This window comes from Paraburkholderia sp. GAS82 (genome assembly GCF_050436285.1).
GTDB classification, from domain to species: Bacteria; Pseudomonadota; Gammaproteobacteria; order Burkholderiales; family Burkholderiaceae; genus Paraburkholderia; species Paraburkholderia phenazinium_B.
On sequence record NZ_JBNDLX010000001.1, the window covers coordinates 86667 to 104302 of the forward strand.

Annotated in this window: 15 protein-coding genes and 3 tRNA genes; 11 read left to right on the forward strand and 7 right to left on the reverse strand. The window is 62.3% G+C overall.

Features of this window, described 5'->3' with window-relative positions:
• The first annotated feature begins 49 nt into the window (after window positions 1-49).
• Both acpS and nagZ read left to right on the forward strand, forming a co-directional pair.
• The gene (gene acpS, locus P3T17_RS00440; RefSeq protein ID WP_429404039.1) at window positions 50-496 is read left to right on the forward strand and encodes a holo-ACP synthase; all 447 of its coding nucleotides are present in this window, start codon (window positions 50-52) and stop codon (window positions 494-496) included.
• Window positions 497-568: 72 nt separating this feature from the next.
• Window positions 569-1597 (forward strand): beta-N-acetylhexosaminidase, encoded by a 1029-nt coding sequence (gene nagZ, locus P3T17_RS00445; RefSeq protein ID WP_429404040.1) that lies wholly within the window; start codon window positions 569-571, stop codon window positions 1595-1597.
• A gap of 136 nt (window positions 1598-1733) precedes the next feature.
• Here nagZ and P3T17_RS00450 read toward each other — a convergent pair whose 3' ends face one another.
• The 4 genes from P3T17_RS00450 to earP all read right to left on the reverse strand — a co-directional run bounded on the left by P3T17_RS00450 (window position 1734) and on the right by earP (window position 5592).
• Window positions 1734-3116 carry a sigma-54-dependent transcriptional regulator gene (locus P3T17_RS00450; RefSeq protein WP_429404042.1) on the reverse strand — a complete coding sequence of 461 codons (1383 nt, stop codon included), beginning with the start codon at window positions 3114-3116 and terminating at the stop codon, window positions 1734-1736.
• 118 nt (window positions 3117-3234) lie between these two features.
• The gene (locus P3T17_RS00455; protein WP_074263853.1) at window positions 3235-3438 is read right to left on the reverse strand and encodes a CsbD family protein; all 204 of its coding nucleotides are present in this window, start codon (window positions 3436-3438) and stop codon (window positions 3235-3237) included.
• A gap of 288 nt (window positions 3439-3726) precedes the next feature.
• The gene (gene efp, locus P3T17_RS00460) at window positions 3727-4284 is read right to left on the reverse strand and encodes an elongation factor P (protein ID WP_074263854.1); all 558 of its coding nucleotides are present in this window, start codon (window positions 4282-4284) and stop codon (window positions 3727-3729) included.
• 141 nt (window positions 4285-4425) lie between these two features.
• On the reverse strand, window positions 4426-5592 hold the full coding sequence (gene earP, locus P3T17_RS00465; protein ID WP_429405443.1) for an elongation factor P maturation arginine rhamnosyltransferase EarP: 1167 nt from the start codon (window positions 5590-5592) through the stop codon (window positions 4426-4428).
• 187 nt (window positions 5593-5779) lie between these two features.
• Between earP and uvrC the strand changes: the two genes are divergently transcribed.
• The 7 genes from uvrC to P3T17_RS00500 all read left to right on the forward strand — a co-directional run bounded on the left by uvrC (window position 5780) and on the right by P3T17_RS00500 (window position 11204).
• Window positions 5780-8083 carry an excinuclease ABC subunit UvrC gene (gene uvrC, locus P3T17_RS00470; RefSeq protein ID WP_429404043.1) on the forward strand — a complete coding sequence of 768 codons (2304 nt, stop codon included), beginning with the start codon at window positions 5780-5782 and terminating at the stop codon, window positions 8081-8083.
• Window positions 8084-8271: 188 nt separating this feature from the next.
• Window positions 8272-8865: a CDP-diacylglycerol--glycerol-3-phosphate 3-phosphatidyltransferase gene (gene pgsA, locus P3T17_RS00475; protein WP_074263858.1), complete on the forward strand. Its 594-nt coding sequence runs from the start codon at window positions 8272-8274 to the stop codon at window positions 8863-8865.
• A 162-nt stretch (window positions 8866-9027) separates the two neighbouring features.
• Window positions 9028-9103: transfer RNA gene (locus P3T17_RS00480), tRNA-Gly, on the forward strand.
• An 85-nt stretch (window positions 9104-9188) separates the two neighbouring features.
• Window positions 9189-9264, forward strand: a tRNA-Gly gene (locus P3T17_RS00485).
• A gap of 114 nt (window positions 9265-9378) precedes the next feature.
• Window positions 9379-9452, forward strand: a tRNA-Cys gene (locus tag P3T17_RS00490).
• Window positions 9453-9754: 302 nt separating this feature from the next.
• Window positions 9755-10504, forward strand: a complete 750-nt coding sequence (locus P3T17_RS00495; RefSeq protein WP_429404045.1) for a TraB/GumN family protein — start codon at window positions 9755-9757, stop codon at window positions 10502-10504.
• 205 nt (window positions 10505-10709) lie between these two features.
• Window positions 10710-11204, forward strand: a complete 495-nt coding sequence (locus P3T17_RS00500; RefSeq protein WP_429404047.1) for a GNAT family N-acetyltransferase — start codon at window positions 10710-10712, stop codon at window positions 11202-11204.
• A 59-nt stretch (window positions 11205-11263) separates the two neighbouring features.
• On the opposite strand, the gene P3T17_RS00505 is transcribed toward P3T17_RS00500, so the two are convergent.
• Together P3T17_RS00505 and P3T17_RS00510 are read right to left on the reverse strand one after the other, a co-directional pair.
• Window positions 11264-11725: a copper chaperone PCu(A)C gene (locus tag P3T17_RS00505; protein ID WP_429404049.1), complete on the reverse strand. Its 462-nt coding sequence runs from the start codon at window positions 11723-11725 to the stop codon at window positions 11264-11266.
• A gap of 39 nt (window positions 11726-11764) precedes the next feature.
• Window positions 11765-12409, reverse strand: a complete 645-nt coding sequence (locus P3T17_RS00510; RefSeq protein WP_429405445.1) for an SCO family protein — start codon at window positions 12407-12409, stop codon at window positions 11765-11767.
• A gap of 417 nt (window positions 12410-12826) precedes the next feature.
• Here P3T17_RS00510 and otsB point away from each other — a divergent pair, with 417 nt between their 5' ends.
• A complete protein-coding gene (otsB, locus tag P3T17_RS00515; protein WP_429404051.1) occupies window positions 12827-13576 on the forward strand; it encodes a trehalose-phosphatase in 750 nt (249 codons plus the stop codon).
• Between the two features lie 55 nt (window positions 13577-13631).
• Complete coding sequence (gene otsA / locus P3T17_RS00520) at window positions 13632-15074, forward strand: alpha,alpha-trehalose-phosphate synthase (UDP-forming) (RefSeq protein WP_429404053.1); 1443 nt, start codon at window positions 13632-13634, stop codon at window positions 15072-15074.
• Window positions 15075-15227: 153 nt separating this feature from the next.
• Here otsA and P3T17_RS00525 read toward each other — a convergent pair whose 3' ends face one another.
• Window positions 15228-17063, reverse strand: coding sequence for an ABC transporter ATP-binding protein (locus P3T17_RS00525; RefSeq protein ID WP_074263863.1), 1836 nt, complete (start codon window positions 17061-17063; stop codon window positions 15228-15230).
• Window positions 17064-17636: the final 573 nt, after the last annotated feature.

Consider the following 17636-nt stretch of genomic DNA (forward strand, 5'->3'; position numbering starts at 1 on the left):
CGCCTCAGCAAACCCGCCGCAACCCTAAGCAACGAGGACCTCTCCACGCATGGCAATCTACGGCATCGGCACCGACATCGTTCAGGTCAGTCGCGTGGCGGCAGTCATGACCCGAACCAACGGGCGCTTCGCGGAGAAGGTGCTCGGCGCCGACGAATTGCGCATCTATCACGCGCGCCACGCCCGCTCGGCGGTGCGCGGGCTCGCGTTCCTCGCCACCCGATTTTCGGCCAAGGAAGCTTTCTCGAAAGCGATCGGCCTTGGCATGCGCTGGCCGATGACCTGGCGCGCGCTGCAGACTCTCAACGAGCCGAGTGGCAAGCCGATGGTCGTCGCTTCGGGCGAACTGGCTGAATGGCTCGAAGCACGCGGCATCACAGCGCGTGTGACGATCAGCGACGAGCACGACTATGCAGTCTCCTTCGTGATTGCGGAGACGGCGGATCCAGCTGGATCCGCAACGTCCACTCCGTCTGTCGATCCAGTCACCCCCTGATTTCTCCCGGCGCGGCGTCGGCAAGCCGCGTCTTCTTTCCCTGCGTTTTATTTTGTCTTTTTGCGGAATCCGATGAAAACCAATCCAGGCCCGGTGATGCTCGACGTGGTCGGCAAAACGCTGACCGACGACGACAAGCGCCGCCTCGCGCATCCGATGACCGGGGGCGTGATCCTGTTCGCGCGCCACTACGAGAATCGCGCACAACTGGTCGCGCTGACCGATGCGATCCGCGCCGTACGTGACGATCTGCTGATCGCCGTCGATCACGAAGGCGGCCGTGTGCAGCGTTTCCGCACCGATGGCTTTACCGTGCTGCCGGCGATGGGCAAGCTCGGCGCGTTGTGGGACTCGGACGTTCTGCACGCCACCAAGATCACCACCGCGGTGGGCTACATCCTTGCCGCCGAATTGCGTGCGTGCGGCGTCGACATGAGCTTTACACCCGTACTCGATCTGAATTATGGCCAGTCGCAGGTGATCGGCGATCGCGCGTTCCATCGCGATCCGCGCGTGGTGGCGTTGCTCGCGAAGAGTCTCAATCATGGTCTCGCGCTGGCCGGCATGGCGAACTGCGGCAAGCATTTCCCCGGACACGGATTTGCTCACGCGGACTCGCATGTCGCGGTGCCGGTGGACGACCGTCCGCTCGAAGCGATTTTGCGTGACGACGTTGCGCCGTACGACTGGCTGGGGTTGTCGTTAGCGTCGGTGATCCCGGCGCACGTGATTTATCCGCAGGTGGATGCGAAGCCGGCGGGTTTCTCGCGCGTCTGGCTACAGGACGTGTTACGTAACAAGCTGCGTTTTCCGGGCGCAATTTTCAGCGACGATCTCTCGATGGAGGCCGCGCGCCAGGGCGGCACGCTCACCGAAGCCGCGACCGCTGCATTGCAGGCGGGATGCGACATGGTATTGATCTGCAATCAGCCCGAGGAAGCGGAGAAGGTGCTCGACGCGCTGCGCTTCACGCCGTCGAAGGAATCGCAGGCGCGCCTGGCCCGGATGCGTCCGCGCGGCAAGGCGCTCAAGTGGAGCAAGCTGGTTGCCGAGCCGGAGTATCTGCAGGCGCAGAGCTTGTTGCGCAGCGCGTTTGCCTGAGCGCGTGGTGTGGCGGGCATTACGCCAGACCGCAAAATTCCGCGAGGCCAAACAGCCGCGCTAAAGAACTAAAAAGGCGGCGCAACTTGAACTGCGCCGCCTTTTTTCCAACTGTGTGTCACGCGCTCGTGGCAGATCAGTTCAGACGCATCCGCTGCAGCTTGTTGTACAGCGTCTTCGGGCTAATGCCCAGCAGCGACGCAGCGCGATGCCGCGTGCCGCCGACCGCGTCGAGCGTCGCGCGAATCAGCATCTCCTCCACGTCCGCGAGCGGTGTACCGACGGTCACCTGCACCCGGCTGCCATTCAGATCACGCACGCCACCCGAACCGGTCTCATCGGCGCGCAGCGTTTCGAGCACGTCGCCCGAGGCTTGATACGCGCGCCTGACACGATCCTGCAGTTCACGTACATTCCCCGGCCATTCATAGGCCAGACACTCGCGCAGGAAGTTCGGTCCGATCTGCTTGGTCGCATCGGCAGAGCCATGGGAAGCGGCCTCGCGATTGAGCTCATCGACCAGCGATTGTGCGATCAGCGCAGCATCGTCACCGCGCTCGCGCAGCGGCGGCAAGGTGACCGCCGCCGCGTCGAGACGCAGCGCGAGATCGCTATGCAGGCTGCCGTCGGCGACAGCTGCGCGCGGCGACTTGCGGGTCGAGGCGACCAGCCGGAAATCGGTGACCACCTGATGCGTGCCGCCAACCCGCATAAAGGTCTGCGAATCGAGCGCACGCAACAGCGCCTCCTGTTGAGGACGCGGCAATTCGGCAATCTCGTCGATAAACAACGTGCCGCCACTGGCCTGTTCGAACAGGCCCTGCTCGCGCTGCTCGGCACCACTGAACGCGCCGCGTTCGTGACCGAACAGCAGGCTATCCAGCGAACGGCTCGCCGCGTGGTTCGCCGCCGTGCGGCAATCGAACGTGACGAACGGCCCTTTGCGACGCCGGCTCATCTCATGCAGCGTGCGCGCGGTGACTTCCTTGCCCGTGCCCGCTTCGCCGGAGATCAGAACGGCAGCCTCGGTCGGCGCAGTGTGTTCGATCATGTCGTACACGTGCTGGATGGCTCCGCTTCTGCCGAGCATGGGGCCGAAGCGTCCGAGCTGGCGCAGCGTGGCGCGTAAGGTTTGCACTTCCTCGGTCAGTTCGTACGGGCGCGGAATACGCGCCAGCAGACTGCGCAGGCGCGGAATGTTGACGGGCTTGAGCAGGTAATCCCAGATGCCGTGCCGCAGGCCTTCAATCGCGCTTTCGACGGTGGCGTTGCCGGTCATCACGATGACAGGCAGTGCACCTCCAGGCGGTTGCGCGGGCAGATGCTGCAGCAGGTCAAGTCCGCTGCCATCGGGCAGATTCAGGTCGACCAGCACGACGTCCGGGATGAAGCGCGTCAGCGCAGCCCGCGCTTCGGCGAGGGTCGTCGCGGTGTCGACGGAGAAGCCGTCGGCGGCGAGGATCGCTGACAGGCCTGACAGGCTATTGGGATCGTCTTCTACAATCAGGGCATGTGGCATGGCTAGCGCTAGTTTTTAGATGGTTGGAAGCCCGCGCCGCGCCACCGGTATTCCAGTAGCGGGCAGGGGTGCGATGGGGTCGTCCGCTGTTCCTCTCGGAATACAGCGCCACGCATGATCAATCCCGGTTGGCATCGAAAAAGCGGTTTACTTCGCGCACTGCTTCTTCACGCGTTTTGCCGTAGCGCTCCTGAATCAGTCCGGCGAGTTTGTCGGCGCGGCCTTCGGCCTTGGTCAACTCGTCGTCCGTCAGTTCGCCCCACGCAGTCTTCGCTTTGCCGATGATTTGCTTCCATTTGCCTTCAGCGATGTCGTTGTTCATGACGCGTCTCCACATAGTGAGAAAAAAGAAAAGCCTCATGGGCCTGTCCTTCTCGAAGCAGGGAGCGTGCCATCCACAACTACTTAAGCTTATCAATGGTTTGTCGCACGTGATGCGTTCTGCGATGCAATCGGGTTGGCAAAATCGAAAACCGTACCGGTAAAGTTTTCCTCAACCATACACGGTCACGCAAAAAAGAAAAAGCGCCCAGGAGGGCGCTTTTTTAATTCGACCCGGATCCCGCAGCGTTGCGGGACGGGCCTGGCAGGATGCAGTGCCTGGTGGAGCTTAGGCGCGGCTGCGGTATTCGTGGGTACGCGTGTCGATTTCGATCTTGTCGCCGATGTTGCAGAAAAGCGGCACTTGCAGTTCGAAGCCCGTGTTCAGCTTGGCGTTCTTCAGCACTTTGCCCGACGACGTATCGCCCTTCACAGCCGGTTCCGTGTAGATGATTTCGCGGATCAGCGTGGTGGGCAGTTCCACCGAGATGGCCTTCTCGTTGTAGAACACGACTTCGCAACCCATGCCGTCTTCGAGGTAATGCAGGGCGTCGCCCATCATTTCGGCCTCGACTTCGAACTGGTTGTAGTCGGCGTCCATGAACACGTACATCGGGTCAGCGAAGTACGAGTAGGTCACTTCCTTGCGGTCCAACAGGACGACGTCGAACTTGTCGTCGGCCTTGTAGACGGTTTCCATGCCTGCGCCGGTCAGCAGGTTCTTGAACTTCATCTTGACGACGGCGGAGTTACGGCCCGATTTGTTGTATTCGGCTTTTTGCACGACCATCGCGTCGCTGCCGATCATCACGACGTTGCCGGTGCGGAGTTCCTGTGCGGTCTTCATAAAACTGTCCTGTACGAAATAAGTAGCTTCAAACTGTGCTCAACGGCATACGGCGCAAGCGGGCTCGGCGCTGATCACACCCCGGCGCCTGGGTGCGCCGCCATCGTGCCGCGCTTGCGTCGTCGGCCGTTGGATAACCGCTTATTTTAACTGACTTTTTGTGAATCCGGCCAGATTTCCGGCGAGGTCGCCGAGTGCCGCCAGTTCCAGCGCCCATTCGGCCGCGCGCCGCTCGAGAGTCGCGCGGTGGCGCTGGAAATCCGCCCAGTCAGGATTGCCGACGCCGTTCCATGCGTGCCAGAAGCGCGCTAGCGCCGCGTGGGCCTCGGCGGGCAATGGGTCGGCATAGTGGGCGAGAGCAGCGTCGAGCTTCGGCAGGTGAGCGGCGTCGGCTTGCGGGTAGATATGCCAGACGAACGGGCGCGCCGCCCATTGGGCGCGCACAAACGAGTCTTCGCCGCGTACGAAGTTGAGGTGGCTGGCCCATAGCAGCGCGTCGTAGGCCGGCTGCTCGGTGAAGGCCAGCGCGTGGGCGCGCAGGCTGCCGCGCTCGACGTGCGAACCCGCGGCGAACGACGTCGGTGGCAGACCGAAAAAGCGTGCGACGGCACCCGAAATTCGGCCCTCCGGCACCAGCAGCACGATGGGCGTGGGGCTGTCACGCCATTGATCGAGCAGGCTGTCGACGGCCGGATTCTCGTACGAAAAGAGCGAGATGACCGTGCTGTCCGGCCCGGGTGCGGGTTGGCCGGTTGTCTGGCGCCACCATGCGTCGCGCGTCTGAGGTGATGCTTCGAAGGCTGCGCGGGCGGCATCCAGATGGCGCTCCTTCAGCACGCCGCCCGTGCCGGCGCCGAGTCCCGGGAAAAAGAACGTCTTGGTGAGAGGGTAGCGCGGATGCGGCGATTGGCGCAGATGAAAGTCCGCGACCCAGTCCTCGGCGCTCAGGTATTCCAGATTCAGCCACACGGGCGCGCGCTCGCGGCGGGCCATCGCGGCCACGTAGACGTGCGGTACTTCGCAGCCAAACGCTTCGATGACGACGTCCGCCACTTCCAGCGTGTCGCCCACGTGAGCCGGTTCGTGCCAGTACTCGACGACGATGCCGCTCACGGTCTGGCGGCTGCGATCGACGGCGAGCGCGGGGCAGAGCTTCTGGAACGCGTGGAGGTCGTCGACGAAAACGCGCACCTGCCAGCCGTGCTCGCTCGACAGTTGGCGTGCCAGACGCCAACACACGCCGATATCGCCGAAGTTGTCGATCACGGCGCAAAAGATATCGCAGGCGATGCCGGCGTTTGCCGGCATCGGCGTCGGCGCAGACGCCGACTCCGTGGCTTGCGGGAGCGGCGTGGACGAGGCGGGCGGGCGGCGGGAGGGCATGATGGCCGGCATCCGGGTCTCGGACGCGTGCGGAATGTTCTAAACTGGCGATTCTAAAGCACTCACCCCAATCTCCGCGTGAACCCTGGCGCGGTGCTCAGTCCGATTCTGCATGACCTATTCAGACGTTCCCGAAGCGCCAGACACTCCTGAAGCTCCCGAGACATTCGAGCCGAAGAAGGTGCTCGCGCAGCTACCGCATCTGCCTGGCGTCTATCGCTATTACGACGTGCATGACGCTGTGCTGTACGTGGGCAAGGCGCGCGACCTGAAAAAGCGCGTCTCGAGCTATTTCACGAAGACGTTGCTGTCGCCACGCATCGCAATGATGGTGACGCGGATTGCCCGCATCGAAACCACGGTCACGCGTTCCGAGGCCGAGGCGCTACTGCTCGAAAACAACCTGATCAAGGCCCTCACGCCGCGCTACAACATCCTGTTTCGCGACGACAAGTCGTACCCGTATCTGAAGCTGACCGGGCACAAGTTTCCGCGCATGGCGTACTACCGGGGTTCGGTGGACCGCAAGAACCAGTACTTCGGCCCGTTCCCGAGTGCGTGGGCGGTGCGCGAGAGCATCCAGATCCTGCAGCGCGTGTTCCAGTTGCGCACCTGCGAGGACTCGGTGTTCAACAACCGCACGCGGCCTTGCCTGCTGCATCAGATCGGGCGTTGCACGGCGCCATGCGTGGGCGCGATCAACGAGGAAGATTACGCACGCGATGTCGCCAATGCCTCGCGCTTCCTGCTCGGGCGGCAGAGCGAAGTGATGAAGGAGCTCGAAGAGAAGATGCATGCGTTCGCCGGCGAGTTGAAGTTCGAGCAGGCCGCGGCGGTGCGCAACCAGATGAGCTCGCTTTCGACGGTGCTGCACCAGCAGGCGATTGAAGTGGGCAGCGATAGCGATGTCGACATTCTCGCGGTCGTCGCCCTGGGTGGCCGCGTGTGCGTGAATCTCGCGATGGTGCGCGGTGGACGTCATCTGGGAGACAAGGCGTATTTCCCGGCGCATGTGGAAAGCGCGTTGACCATTGATGAAGGCGGTCTCGAAGACGAAGATGCCGATGCGCAAGGTGTATTGAAGGCGGCGGTGGCGCAGGGCCTGCGGGTAGCGGAGGAGGCCGCGTTGGCGAGCGTAGTGGCGAAGCGCAGAGCGGGTGCCGCGGACGTTGACGACACGATCGATGCGCTGGCGATAGCGCGTGATTTGCCTGCTGAAACCGATGAGTCCGATGAAACCGCCGAGACCGAGGACGAAATCGCCGATGCGGACGACGAAGCCGGTGAGTCTGTCGATGACGAACCCCAGGACACCGACAACGAAGCCGCCGCGACACCCTCCGGCAAGCGCTCGCGCAGTCTCGCGACGGGCATCGAATCCGAAGTGCTCGAAGCTTTCATCGCCCAGCACTACCTGGGCAACCGCGTGCCGCCGGTGCTCGTGGTCAGTCACGCGCCGTCGAATCGAGAACTGGTCGATCTGCTGATCGAGCAGGCGGGCCACAAGGTCACGGTGCTGCGCCAGCCTCAGGGACAAAAGCGCGCGTGGCTCGCGATGGCCGAACAGAACGCGCGGCTCGCGCTGGCGCGGCTGTTGTCCGAGCAAGGCTCGCAGCAATCGCGTACACGCGCGCTCGCCGATACGCTGAGTCTCGAATGCGACGACCTCGCGCATCTGCGGATCGAATGCTTCGACATCAGCCACACGATGGGCGAGGCCACTCAGGCGTCGTGCGTGGTGTATCACCATCACAAGATGCAGTCGTCGGAGTACCGGCGTTACAACATCACCGGCATTACGCCCGGCGACGACTATGCCGCCATGCGCCAGGTACTCACGCGTCGTTACGAAAGAATGGTGGCGCAAGCCGCCGCGAACGCCGCGGATGAAGCGCTCGAGCAGCCAGCAGCAGACCCCGCAGCCGATCCCGCCCTCGCGACCGATGCCGTCGAACCGGCCGCTGGCGGCACGTTGCCGAACATCGTATTGATCGACGGCGGTAAGGGCCAGGTGGAGATTGCGCGCCAGGTGTTCACCGAACTGGGTCTCGATTGCGGGATGCTGGTCGGCGTCGCGAAGGGCGAGGGACGCAAGGTCGGCCTCGAAACGCTGGTTTTCGCGGACGGCCGCGCGCCGCTCGAACTCGGCAAGGAAAGCGCGGCCCTGATGCTGGTCGCGCAGATTCGCGATGAGGCGCACCGTTTCGCGATTACCGGCATGCGCGCGAAGCGTGCCAAAACGCGGCAAACCTCGCGCCTCGAAGAACTCGAAGGCATCGGCGCGAAACGTCGTCAGCGCTTACTGGCGCGCTTCGGCGGCTTGCGCGGGGTGGTGGCGGCGAGCATCGACGATCTCGCGAGTGTCGAGGGGATTTCACGCTCGCTCGCCGAGCAGATTTATCGGCAATTGCACTGATTGCGCGAAATGCGGCGCGACCCCTGGCAGGCGCGCCGCATCCGCGCAGGGTCTCATAGGCCAGTTTGACCGATGTTTGTGTGCCGTTTGCGGCCGGTTTGCCGTGTGTTTGCCGCCTGTTTGCTTGTGGCAGGCCTGATGACACGGCACAATTGCAACTCCTCTCTTGTCAGACCCTGCGCCTGCCCATGCCGTTTAATTTCCCGATTTTCCTGACGTGGCTGCGGATTGTTCTGATTCCGCTTGTCGTCGGCGTGTTTTATCTGCCAGACATGATGATGAGCCCCGCCCACCGCAATCTGGCGGCCGCGACGGTTTTCATCCTGGCTGCGCTGACAGACTGGTTCGACGGTTACCTTGCTCGCAAGTGGAATCAGACCTCGGCATTCGGCGCGTTCCTCGATCCGGTGGCGGACAAGCTGATGGTGACCGCCGCGCTGCTCGTGCTGGTGCAACTGGCGCGGCTCGACTCAGCTATCGCGCTGGTGATCGTCGGTCGCGAGATTGCCATCTCGGCGCTGCGCGAATGGATGGCGCAAATCGGCGCCTCGAAGAGCGTTGCAGTGAATTCGCTCGGCAAGTTCAAGACTACCTGCCAGATGATCGCGATTCCCATGCTGCTGTTCTATGGCCCGCTGCCGCTTGCACCCGGTTTCGCGATCGATACGCGCGTGTGGGGCATGTGGCTCGTCTTGCTGGCGGCGTTCCTGACCATATGGTCGATGCTTTACTACATGAAGCTCGCGTGGCCGCAGATTCGTGAACGGGGCGGGATCGTGTGAGCGAAAACTGTTCGGAAGAACACCCGCGTCAAAGGGGTTGACACGTTTCAGCGCTTTATACATAATCTCGTTTCTCCGATGCACGCAGGTTTGAGTCGGAGTGCAGTAGTTAGCAAATAAGTTGTAATTGAGTGGCAAATACGCAGTAGATAGCAGCAAAACGCGGGAGTAGCTCAGTTGGTAGAGCGCAACCTTGCCAAGGTTGAGGTCGCGAGTTCGAGACTCGTCTCCCGCTCCAGATTTTTGAAGCAGCGTTTTGTGTGATGCCTTGGCATAGGGCATCAGGTAGTGACGCAGTAGCAGAACGTTGTTAGCAGCACCATGCGGGAGTAGCTCAGTTGGTAGAGCGCAACCTTGCCAAGGTTGAGGTCGCGAGTTCGAGACTCGTCTCCCGCTCCAGACATTCGGGGAAGCAACGCTTCCCTTTTTGTTTGGTGGACCGACCGGCCATCGAACAAATCTGCGAACCCGTTGTACGTGCAACTTGTTGCGACGGTTCAGCAGTCCGCTTACGGCGCGATAGCAAAGCGGTTATGCAGCGGCCTGCAAAGCCGTTTAGGCCGGTTCGACTCCGGCTCGCGCCTCCAGAAGTTAAAAAGAAAAGCCCCGACTTGTCGGGGCTTTTCTTTTTCTGCGTCGATTTTTGCGTCTGATTCGATCATCGAGACATGCTTCTCTAACGTGGTGGAGGGCTGTCTGTAGTTGATCAAGAAGGAAAGCGTAGAGCGACAGGCATATCGGCTCATTGGCAGTCGCGCGAATTCTCGCCCGTAACTATTTGAGAGATCGTTCGCATAACGAAAGAGATACTCACCGAAGACATCGCCCGCTCTCTCCGGCTGTGAAATACTGTCGTTCAATCCCAAACCTACGGCGTCGATCTCGATCCATGTACTTTCAGTTCACCGATACCCATGTGCGGTTGCTCGGCTCGATGCATCTGTTTTCCGCTTCCAGTCCGCGAACGCCCGCTTGGGTCGTGCAGGCGTTCGATTGGGCGGAAGCGCTGGTCTTCGAGTCCGATGCGCAGGCCATCTTGCCGTTCCTCAAGCGAGAGGGCGGGCAGTCGCTTGAGCACGCGTTGCCACAGGAGGTCTGGCGCAGACTGGACGCATCGTGGCCGTCCGCCGGGGTGCTCGCGCCGCTCGGCGAGTTGCGTCCTTGGGCCGCGATGATGGCGGCCCCTACGCTGTGCCAGCGGGTGGTAGAAGGTGTCGAGCCAAGGATGCTCAGGGAAGCCGCGGCGCAAGCGAAGCCGTACTGGTATCTGGAAACCGCCGAGGAGGTGGTGGCTTCGCTCGAATCGATTCCGTTGTCGGCGATCTGCACCGGGCTCGAATTGCTGCTCGCGGATCTGGCTGAACCTCAGCGCACGCTCGAGCGCATGCAGGCCGCGTGGCTGCAGGGTGATCTCCAGGCGATCTACGATGTGGCGGCCGAATCGCCGATATTCAGCTTGCCCGGGATTCGCTGCGCCATCCTCGACGCGCGCAATTGCGCGTGGGCGCCGCGCGTGCGGGAAACCTTGGATACGCCGAAACGCACGCTGGTGGTGGTTGGCGCGCTTCATCTGTGCGGACCAGGCAACCTGATCGAACGACTGCAATATCCCGTCGAGCAGATTCCCTTCAGCGACTGACCGACCAAACGGCGGCGAAGGGTCGGCGTCGCGACGTAGCGCGATGTTTAGAACGTGGCATACGTTCAGCGCAAGTTTTTTTGGCAAATGAGCCGCGATTGGCGGTTTGTAATTGCGGTTGATAACGTGGCAATGAGCGCTGCATTCGCGGCATAATTCCGCATCCACCCGCCCACGAGGGCGTAGCCCTTTTGACGTGTTTCCCATGAACGAGCCGCAGCATCCCACAGCCAAGCCGCATCCAGGTTTCGAATGGCGCTGGAAGTATTTCGACGACCTGACCACCGCCGAGGTCTACGCGATGCTGGCCGCGCGCAGCGAGGTATTCGTGATCGAGCAGAATTGCCTGTACGGCGATATCGACGGCCTCGATATCCAGGCATGGCATCTGTTTGCGTTGGGTCATCACGAAGGCCGGCCAAAGCTGGCGGGCTACCTGCGCGTATTGCTACCTGACGACAGCGATGCCGACATCCGCATAGGCCGCGTGCTGACCACTGCGAATTTTCGCGGCATGGGGCTTGGTAACCAGCTGCTCGAGCGCGCGGTCGGACACATCGCCAAACAATGGCCCGGCGTGCCGATGCGCCTGCATGCGCAGGCACACCTGCAAGCGTTCTATGGCGCGTTCGGTTTCAAGCCGGTCTCGGACGTACACGAGGAAGACGGCATCCCGCACGTCTGGATGCGCTCGGCCTGAGCCGTCTCGCGCGGTCGCATTGCACGCCGCGCTTTCCCCTTCTGCCTCAACGCCTGTTGTCAGTTAGCCTGTGCAGGCGACTTGACGGCAAATGGTGCGTTGAGCGTTTCCCCATCCGAGAACTGCAGTTTCAGATGCACGGTATCGCCGGGTGCGATCTTGTGCTGCGCGTGCTCCAGCATGATGTGATATCCGCCCGGCGCGATGGCGACCTGGCCATGCGCGGGCACCGTCAGCTTGTCGACCATCACCATCTTCTGCGTCGAACCGTTGGACACCGTCTGATGCAGCATCGCACCCTCGTAGTCGTCGCTCGAGATGTCGGTGAGATCGACCGGCTTGTCGCCCGAGTTGACGAGTGTCACGTAGCCGGCGGCGGGCAGATCGCTCGGCAGCCAGCGCACCCACGCGTGCTGCGCCGAAATGGCCTGTGGTGAGGCCGCTTCAGCGGTGGCGGCGAAGCCAAAGGAGAGGGCGAGCGTGCAGCCCAGCGCGGCGAGAGATCGGGTTTTGAGGTTCATAAACGCAGAGGCAGAAAAAGCGGCCGAAGCCGCGAATGATCAGGAATGGTTGTCAATGATACGACGCAGATCGGCGGCGACCGCGTCGGGTGCATCGCGATCGGTGGCGAGCAGGCGCGCATGGCCTTGCGCATCGAAGACATAGACGGCCGAGCTATGGGTGACTTCGTAGTTACCGGTCGGATCGCGCTTTTCCATCTGATAGGCAACGCGATATTTGCGCGCCATCGATTCGATCTGACCGTCACTGCCGGTCAGGCCCACGACGTGCTGCGCGTCGAAAGCGCCTACGTAATCATGGAGTGCCTTGGGCGTGTCGCGCGCCGGGTCGACAGTGATGAAGAGGATGCGCACCTGCTGTGCGTCCGGGCCGAGGGCGGCGAGCACCTGCATCAGTCGCGCCATGGTTTCGGGACAGACGTCCGGGCAATGCGTGTAGCCGAAGTAGACGAGCGAGATATCGCCCTTGAAGGCGTCGCCTGTGACGGGCTTGCCGTCATCGCTGGTGAGCGAGAAATCGAGATCGGGCAGATGGCCGGTCACGTTCGTCAGGTGCCATGGCTCTTCCTTGTGCGTACAGCCGGCGAGCAGCCCGAGCGTCATGGCCATGCCTAGCGCCAGCAGTCCCCGCGTCAGGAACCGTTGCGGCAGCAGACGCTGCGCCGCACGCGGACGACGAACCATGTGCAGCGACGGCGTATCCGGTTGCACCTGTTGCCGAGAGATTCTGGGGAACAAAGCAGGCATCTATGACTCGATTTAAGGCGGTACGTCGCGAGGACCGAGGTTGGTATTTCCCGGTGTTGCGGCTCGCGCGCAGACCGGTCAGAGTGGCTGGGACTGTATCGTAAATCGATGAGCCGCGTCATATGCCGGCCCGCAAGGCCGGCATTGAGAGGCAATTTGACGCATAGTGGTGAGAGTAGTGCTGGACCGGAACCCGCACGGAACGCGCGGTTTTCAAGCGGCTTTTTGCATGACGGATGGGCGGATGCCCCTGCTGGCGTTGCACTCAGCCTTACTTTCCCGAAAAATAGCGGGATGCGCGGTAAGATGCGCACACTTTTGCAGCTCCAGGCGGCTGAAAGGCAAGATAAACCAATGCAAGCACCTCCGGCTGTTCTGTCTCTGAGCGAGACGGCATTTTTCTTCGATTTCGACGGCACCCTCGTCGAATTGGCCCCCACGCCCGATGGCGTGTTGGTGCAGCCTGAGGTCGTCACACTGCTGACCGAGCTGCGCCGCCTCACCAACGGCGCCGTCGCAGTGGTGTCGGGACGTGGCATCGAGAGCATCGACGGCTTGCTCGGCATGCCCGATTTGCCGATCGCGGGGCTGCACGGCGCGGAACGGCGCGATTCGAACGGCGACACCCAGCGCATCGGCTTTCATGACGAACGCCTGTTGCGCATGGAACAGGTGCTGGCGGAGGTCGTCAACGCAAACGCCGGCATGCTGCTCGAAATCAAGGGAGCAGCGCTCGCGCTGCACTATCGCAACGCGCCGGATCGCGAGCCCGTGGCGCGTGCCGCCACTGAGCGGCTGGTGGCCGACTATCCAGGCTCCTACGTGTTGCAGCCCGGCAAGATGGTCTACGAGATCAAACCGAAGGACGTCGACAAGGGCCGCTCAGTGCGGGCGTTTCTCGATGAGCCGCCGTTCACCGGCCGCCGGCCGGTTTTTGCCGGCGACGATCTGACTGACGAGAAGGGCTTCGCGGTCGTCAACGAACTCGGTGGCGTGTCGATCAAGGTCGGCCCAGGCGACACGATTGCGCGCTCGCGGCTCGATTCGGTGGGCGCCTTGCTCGGCTGGCTCGACGCCATCGTCACCGCGGCGCGCAGCGCATGACTCGCGCTGCGTCTCGCTGCACTCCGCTCGTTCTTCTGCACGGAAACCGCGCTTCATGAGCCGACTGATTATCGTATCGAACCGGGTCGCGCCGATCTCGGAAGGCGGCCCGGCGGCAGGCGGTCTGGCGGTCGGCGTCTACGATGCGCTGAAGGAAACCGGCGGCATGTGGTTTGGCTGGAGCGGCGACGTGCTCAGCTCCGGGCAACCGCAGATCAGCGTGGAAGAGCGCGGCCCGGTGACTTTCGCCACCATCGCGCTGGTGCGGCGCGATTACGACCAGTACTACCGCGGCTTTTCGAATGCCACCTTGTGGCCGGCGTTTCACTACCGCGCGGATCTGCTGCAATACGACCGCCATGACTTCGGCGGTTATTGCCGCGTCAACACGTGGCTCGCGCAGCAACTCGTGCCGTTGTTACGCGCTGACGACGTGATCTGGGTTCACGACTATCATCTGATCCCGTTTGCGCAGGCCTTGCGTGCGGCGGGCGTCAAGAATCGTATTGGCTTCTTTCTGCATATCCCGTTTCCGGCCTCGCAGGTGTTGCTGGCGGTGCCACCGCATCGCGAACTTGTCGAAGCGCTGTGCTCGTTCGACCTGCTCGGCTTCCAGACCGCGCCCGACCTGCGCGCGTTTTGCGACTACATCGTCAACGAGGCCAACGGCAGCGTCGAAGCGTCCGCTGGGGGCCCGGCGGTCGTGCAGGCGTTTGGCCGGACCTTGAAGGCGTCGGCTTATCCGATCGGCGTTTATCCGGACGAGATCGCCGAACTCGCGAAAGCAGGCGAGCGCGGCAAGCCGGTGCGCACGATGAAGGCAACGTTGCACTCGCGCAAGCTCATCATGAGCGTCGACCGCCTCGACTATTCGAAGGGGCTGGTGGAGCGGTTCCGGGCCTTTGAGCGTCTGCTTGAGCATTCCCCGGCGCAGCGCAACAAGGTTTCGTTTCTACAGATTGCGCCGCCGACCCGGGCCGACCTGAATGCCTATCAGGACATCCGTCTGCAACTGGAAGGCGAATCGGGGCGTATCAATGGCCGCTTCGCCGAGCTCGACTGGGCGCCGATTCTCTACATTCACCGTCAGTACGAGCGGTCGGTGCTGGCGGCGCTGTTTCGCACGGCGCACGTTGGTTTCGTCACGCCGTTGCGTGACGGCATGAACCTCGTCGCCAAGGAGTATGTGTCGGCGCAGGATCCGGAAGATCCGGGCGTGCTGGTGCTGTCGCGTTTCGCGGGCGCAGCGCAGGAACTGGACGGCGCGCTGATCGTCAATCCGGTGGATATCGACGGCATGGCAGAGGCGCTGGCGACTGCGTTGTCGATGCCGCTCGTCGAGCGTCAGTCGCGTTATCGCGACATGATGGTGCGCTTGCGCGAGAACAACGTATCGGTGTGGCGCGATAACTTCATGCGCGATTTGCAGGCGTCGGGCACGGTGGTGGACGGCGAAGAGGGGACGCCAGCGGTCGGCCGTGAGTCGCTGGCGGGGTGAAGGTGCATGCCGCGCAGATAACCAGCCAGCACAACACACTGTCTCCGGGCGCAAAAAAGCCGCTTTCAAACATCGAAGCGGCTTTTTTCGCATTGAGGTAGATCGTCACGGTGGCCGCGGCGGCTCCGAACCTGCCCGCCACCACGCCAACGCTCAAACCACGTGCTGTTCGTCGACCTTCTTGCCGCCCGCATGCAGCGTGGCGCCTTTGCCATACTGCTTCGCGAGCAGATCACGGTACAACCCCGGACGGTTGCGCAGTTCTTCCGGCGTGCCGTCGTCCACGACCTTGCCCGCGCTCATCACGATGATGCGGTCGAAGCTGTTCAGCGTAGACAGGCGGTGAGCGATGGCCACCACGGTACGGCCCACCATCAACCGGTCGAGCGCCTTCTGGATCGCTTCTTCGGACGCGCTGTCGAGCGCCGAGGTGGCCTCGTCCAGCAGCAGGATCGGCGCATTCTTCAGGATGGCGCGCGCAATTGCAATGCGCTGCCGCTGACCACCCGAGAGCTTGACACCGCGGTCGCCCACGATCGTGTCGTAGCCTTCCGGCATGGCTTCGATGAAGTCCGAACAGCGCGCCTCGCGGGCCGCCGCCAGCACTTCGTCGCGGCTTGCCTCAGGGCGGCCGTAGGCGATGTTCTCGTAGACCGTGCGGTGGAACAGGGCGATGTCCTGCGGCACGACGGCAATGGCGTGGCGCAGGCTGTCCTGCGTAATCGATCCGATGTCCTGACCGTCGATCTTGATCTGGCCGCCTTGCGTCTCGTAAAAGCGCTGAAGCAGCGAAAGCACAGTCGACTTGCCTGCGCCCGATTTGCCGATCAGCCCAACGCGCTGTCCGGCCGGGATATGCAACTGGAAGTGATCGAGAATCGGCCGGCGGCGCGGATACGCGAACGTCACGGTTTCGAAGTCGATGCGTCCACCCTGCGGCACCAGTTCGACGGCGTCCGAGCGGTCCGGCATGCCGTGCGGTTCGAGCAGCGTGCGCACCGCTTCGGCGAGACGCGCGACATGCTGCGTGACGTCGACGAGTGCGACGGCAAGGTCACGCGTGCCGTGCAGGATGGTGAAGCCGAGCGAGCTGACCAGCACGATGTCGCCGGACGTAGCCCGGCCGTTGTCCCACAGCCACAGCGCCCAGCCCAGCAGGCCCGCCGATAGCATGGCTGTGATGACCGCGTGCAGGAGGCGCAGCTTCTCCAGATAGAGCAGACTTTGCTGGCGCGCGTCCATCTCGGCCTTGACCGTTGCGCCGAAGCGCGCCTGCTCGCGAATCGTCATACCGAACGCGCGCACGAGGCCCATGTTGCTGATCACGTCGACCAGCTCGCCGTCGACTGAAGCCGCCTTGGTGGCGAAGTGATGGTGCCTTGCCGAACCGCGCCCGGCCAGTTTGTAGAGCACCACCGAGAGGATCGCCGAACAGACCATCAGACCGCCCGCCATCAACGGGTTGACGGCGGTGATCATGACGATGGCACCGAGCACCGCGATGCACGGTGGCAACACATTCCATGCTGTCGTGTTCTCGGCCGTGTAGACCGCGTTGGACGTGGCCGTGATCCGGCTCGCCAGCATGCCGGGCTGCTTTTCCGAGTAGTAAGTTGGCGAATGGCCACTCAGATACTGGAACAGGTCGCGCCGTAGATCACCGGTAACGGCGACGAACGTGTGCGCAGCGACCCAGCCGCCGACCCGCCACAGAAGATTGTCCGCGGCAATCAGACCGACAAGGATGGCGAACGCGCCCCACAGCGGGCCGGGATGATGCCGGCCTCCGCCGAGCACGTCGATCAGATGCTTGATCGCATATTGAGAAGCGAGCGCACAGCCCACAGCCGCGAACACGCTGCACAGGACGATCGCATGCGCGAGCGGGTGGCGGCGGATATAGCGAAAAAGAAACGCAAGCGGCCTGTGCGCATAGCTCGCGAGCTTGGCGTTGTGGGCATTGCGCTGGGCGATGGTGAGATGTTCCAATTGATCGGTGTGGTCGGTGTGTTTCAGGTTATGTCATGCAACGGCATGGGCCACGGGACGCATCGCCACAAAAGGCAGATGCTCGCATTGTAAACACGCAAAAGGCATTCCGCCGTGTTCGAACCGCACGGGACGCGACTCATTTTCGCGATGAGCATCCGCAACACCCTGTTTCCTCGACCCCGCGAGGCGGCAGTCGTTCATTCAGTTTGCGGAATAATTTCGAGATATAATTACAAAAGCCATTCAATGCGCAAGCACTTTCGGCCAAGCGGCGAAGGGCAACACGTTGGAAGCATTGACGGAAGAATTTGCAAACAGCCGTCTGCAGGCCATGCGTCGAGGCCAGCCCTTACTCTAGAACTGTCTTAGAAAACAAGGGTTTGCAAAGTGTTTCGGCTTTGTAACAACGTAAAGTGTTTGAAATGTTTTGGGCTGCGCAGGGGTGTCGACACCCATAATGCAGCCTCGATGATCCCATGAAAATTATCTGACAAGTTGTCAACGAGTCTGCCCTATATGCGTTTTAAAGCACATGTGCAGCCTGGTGACGATGATCAGTCTGGGCATCCT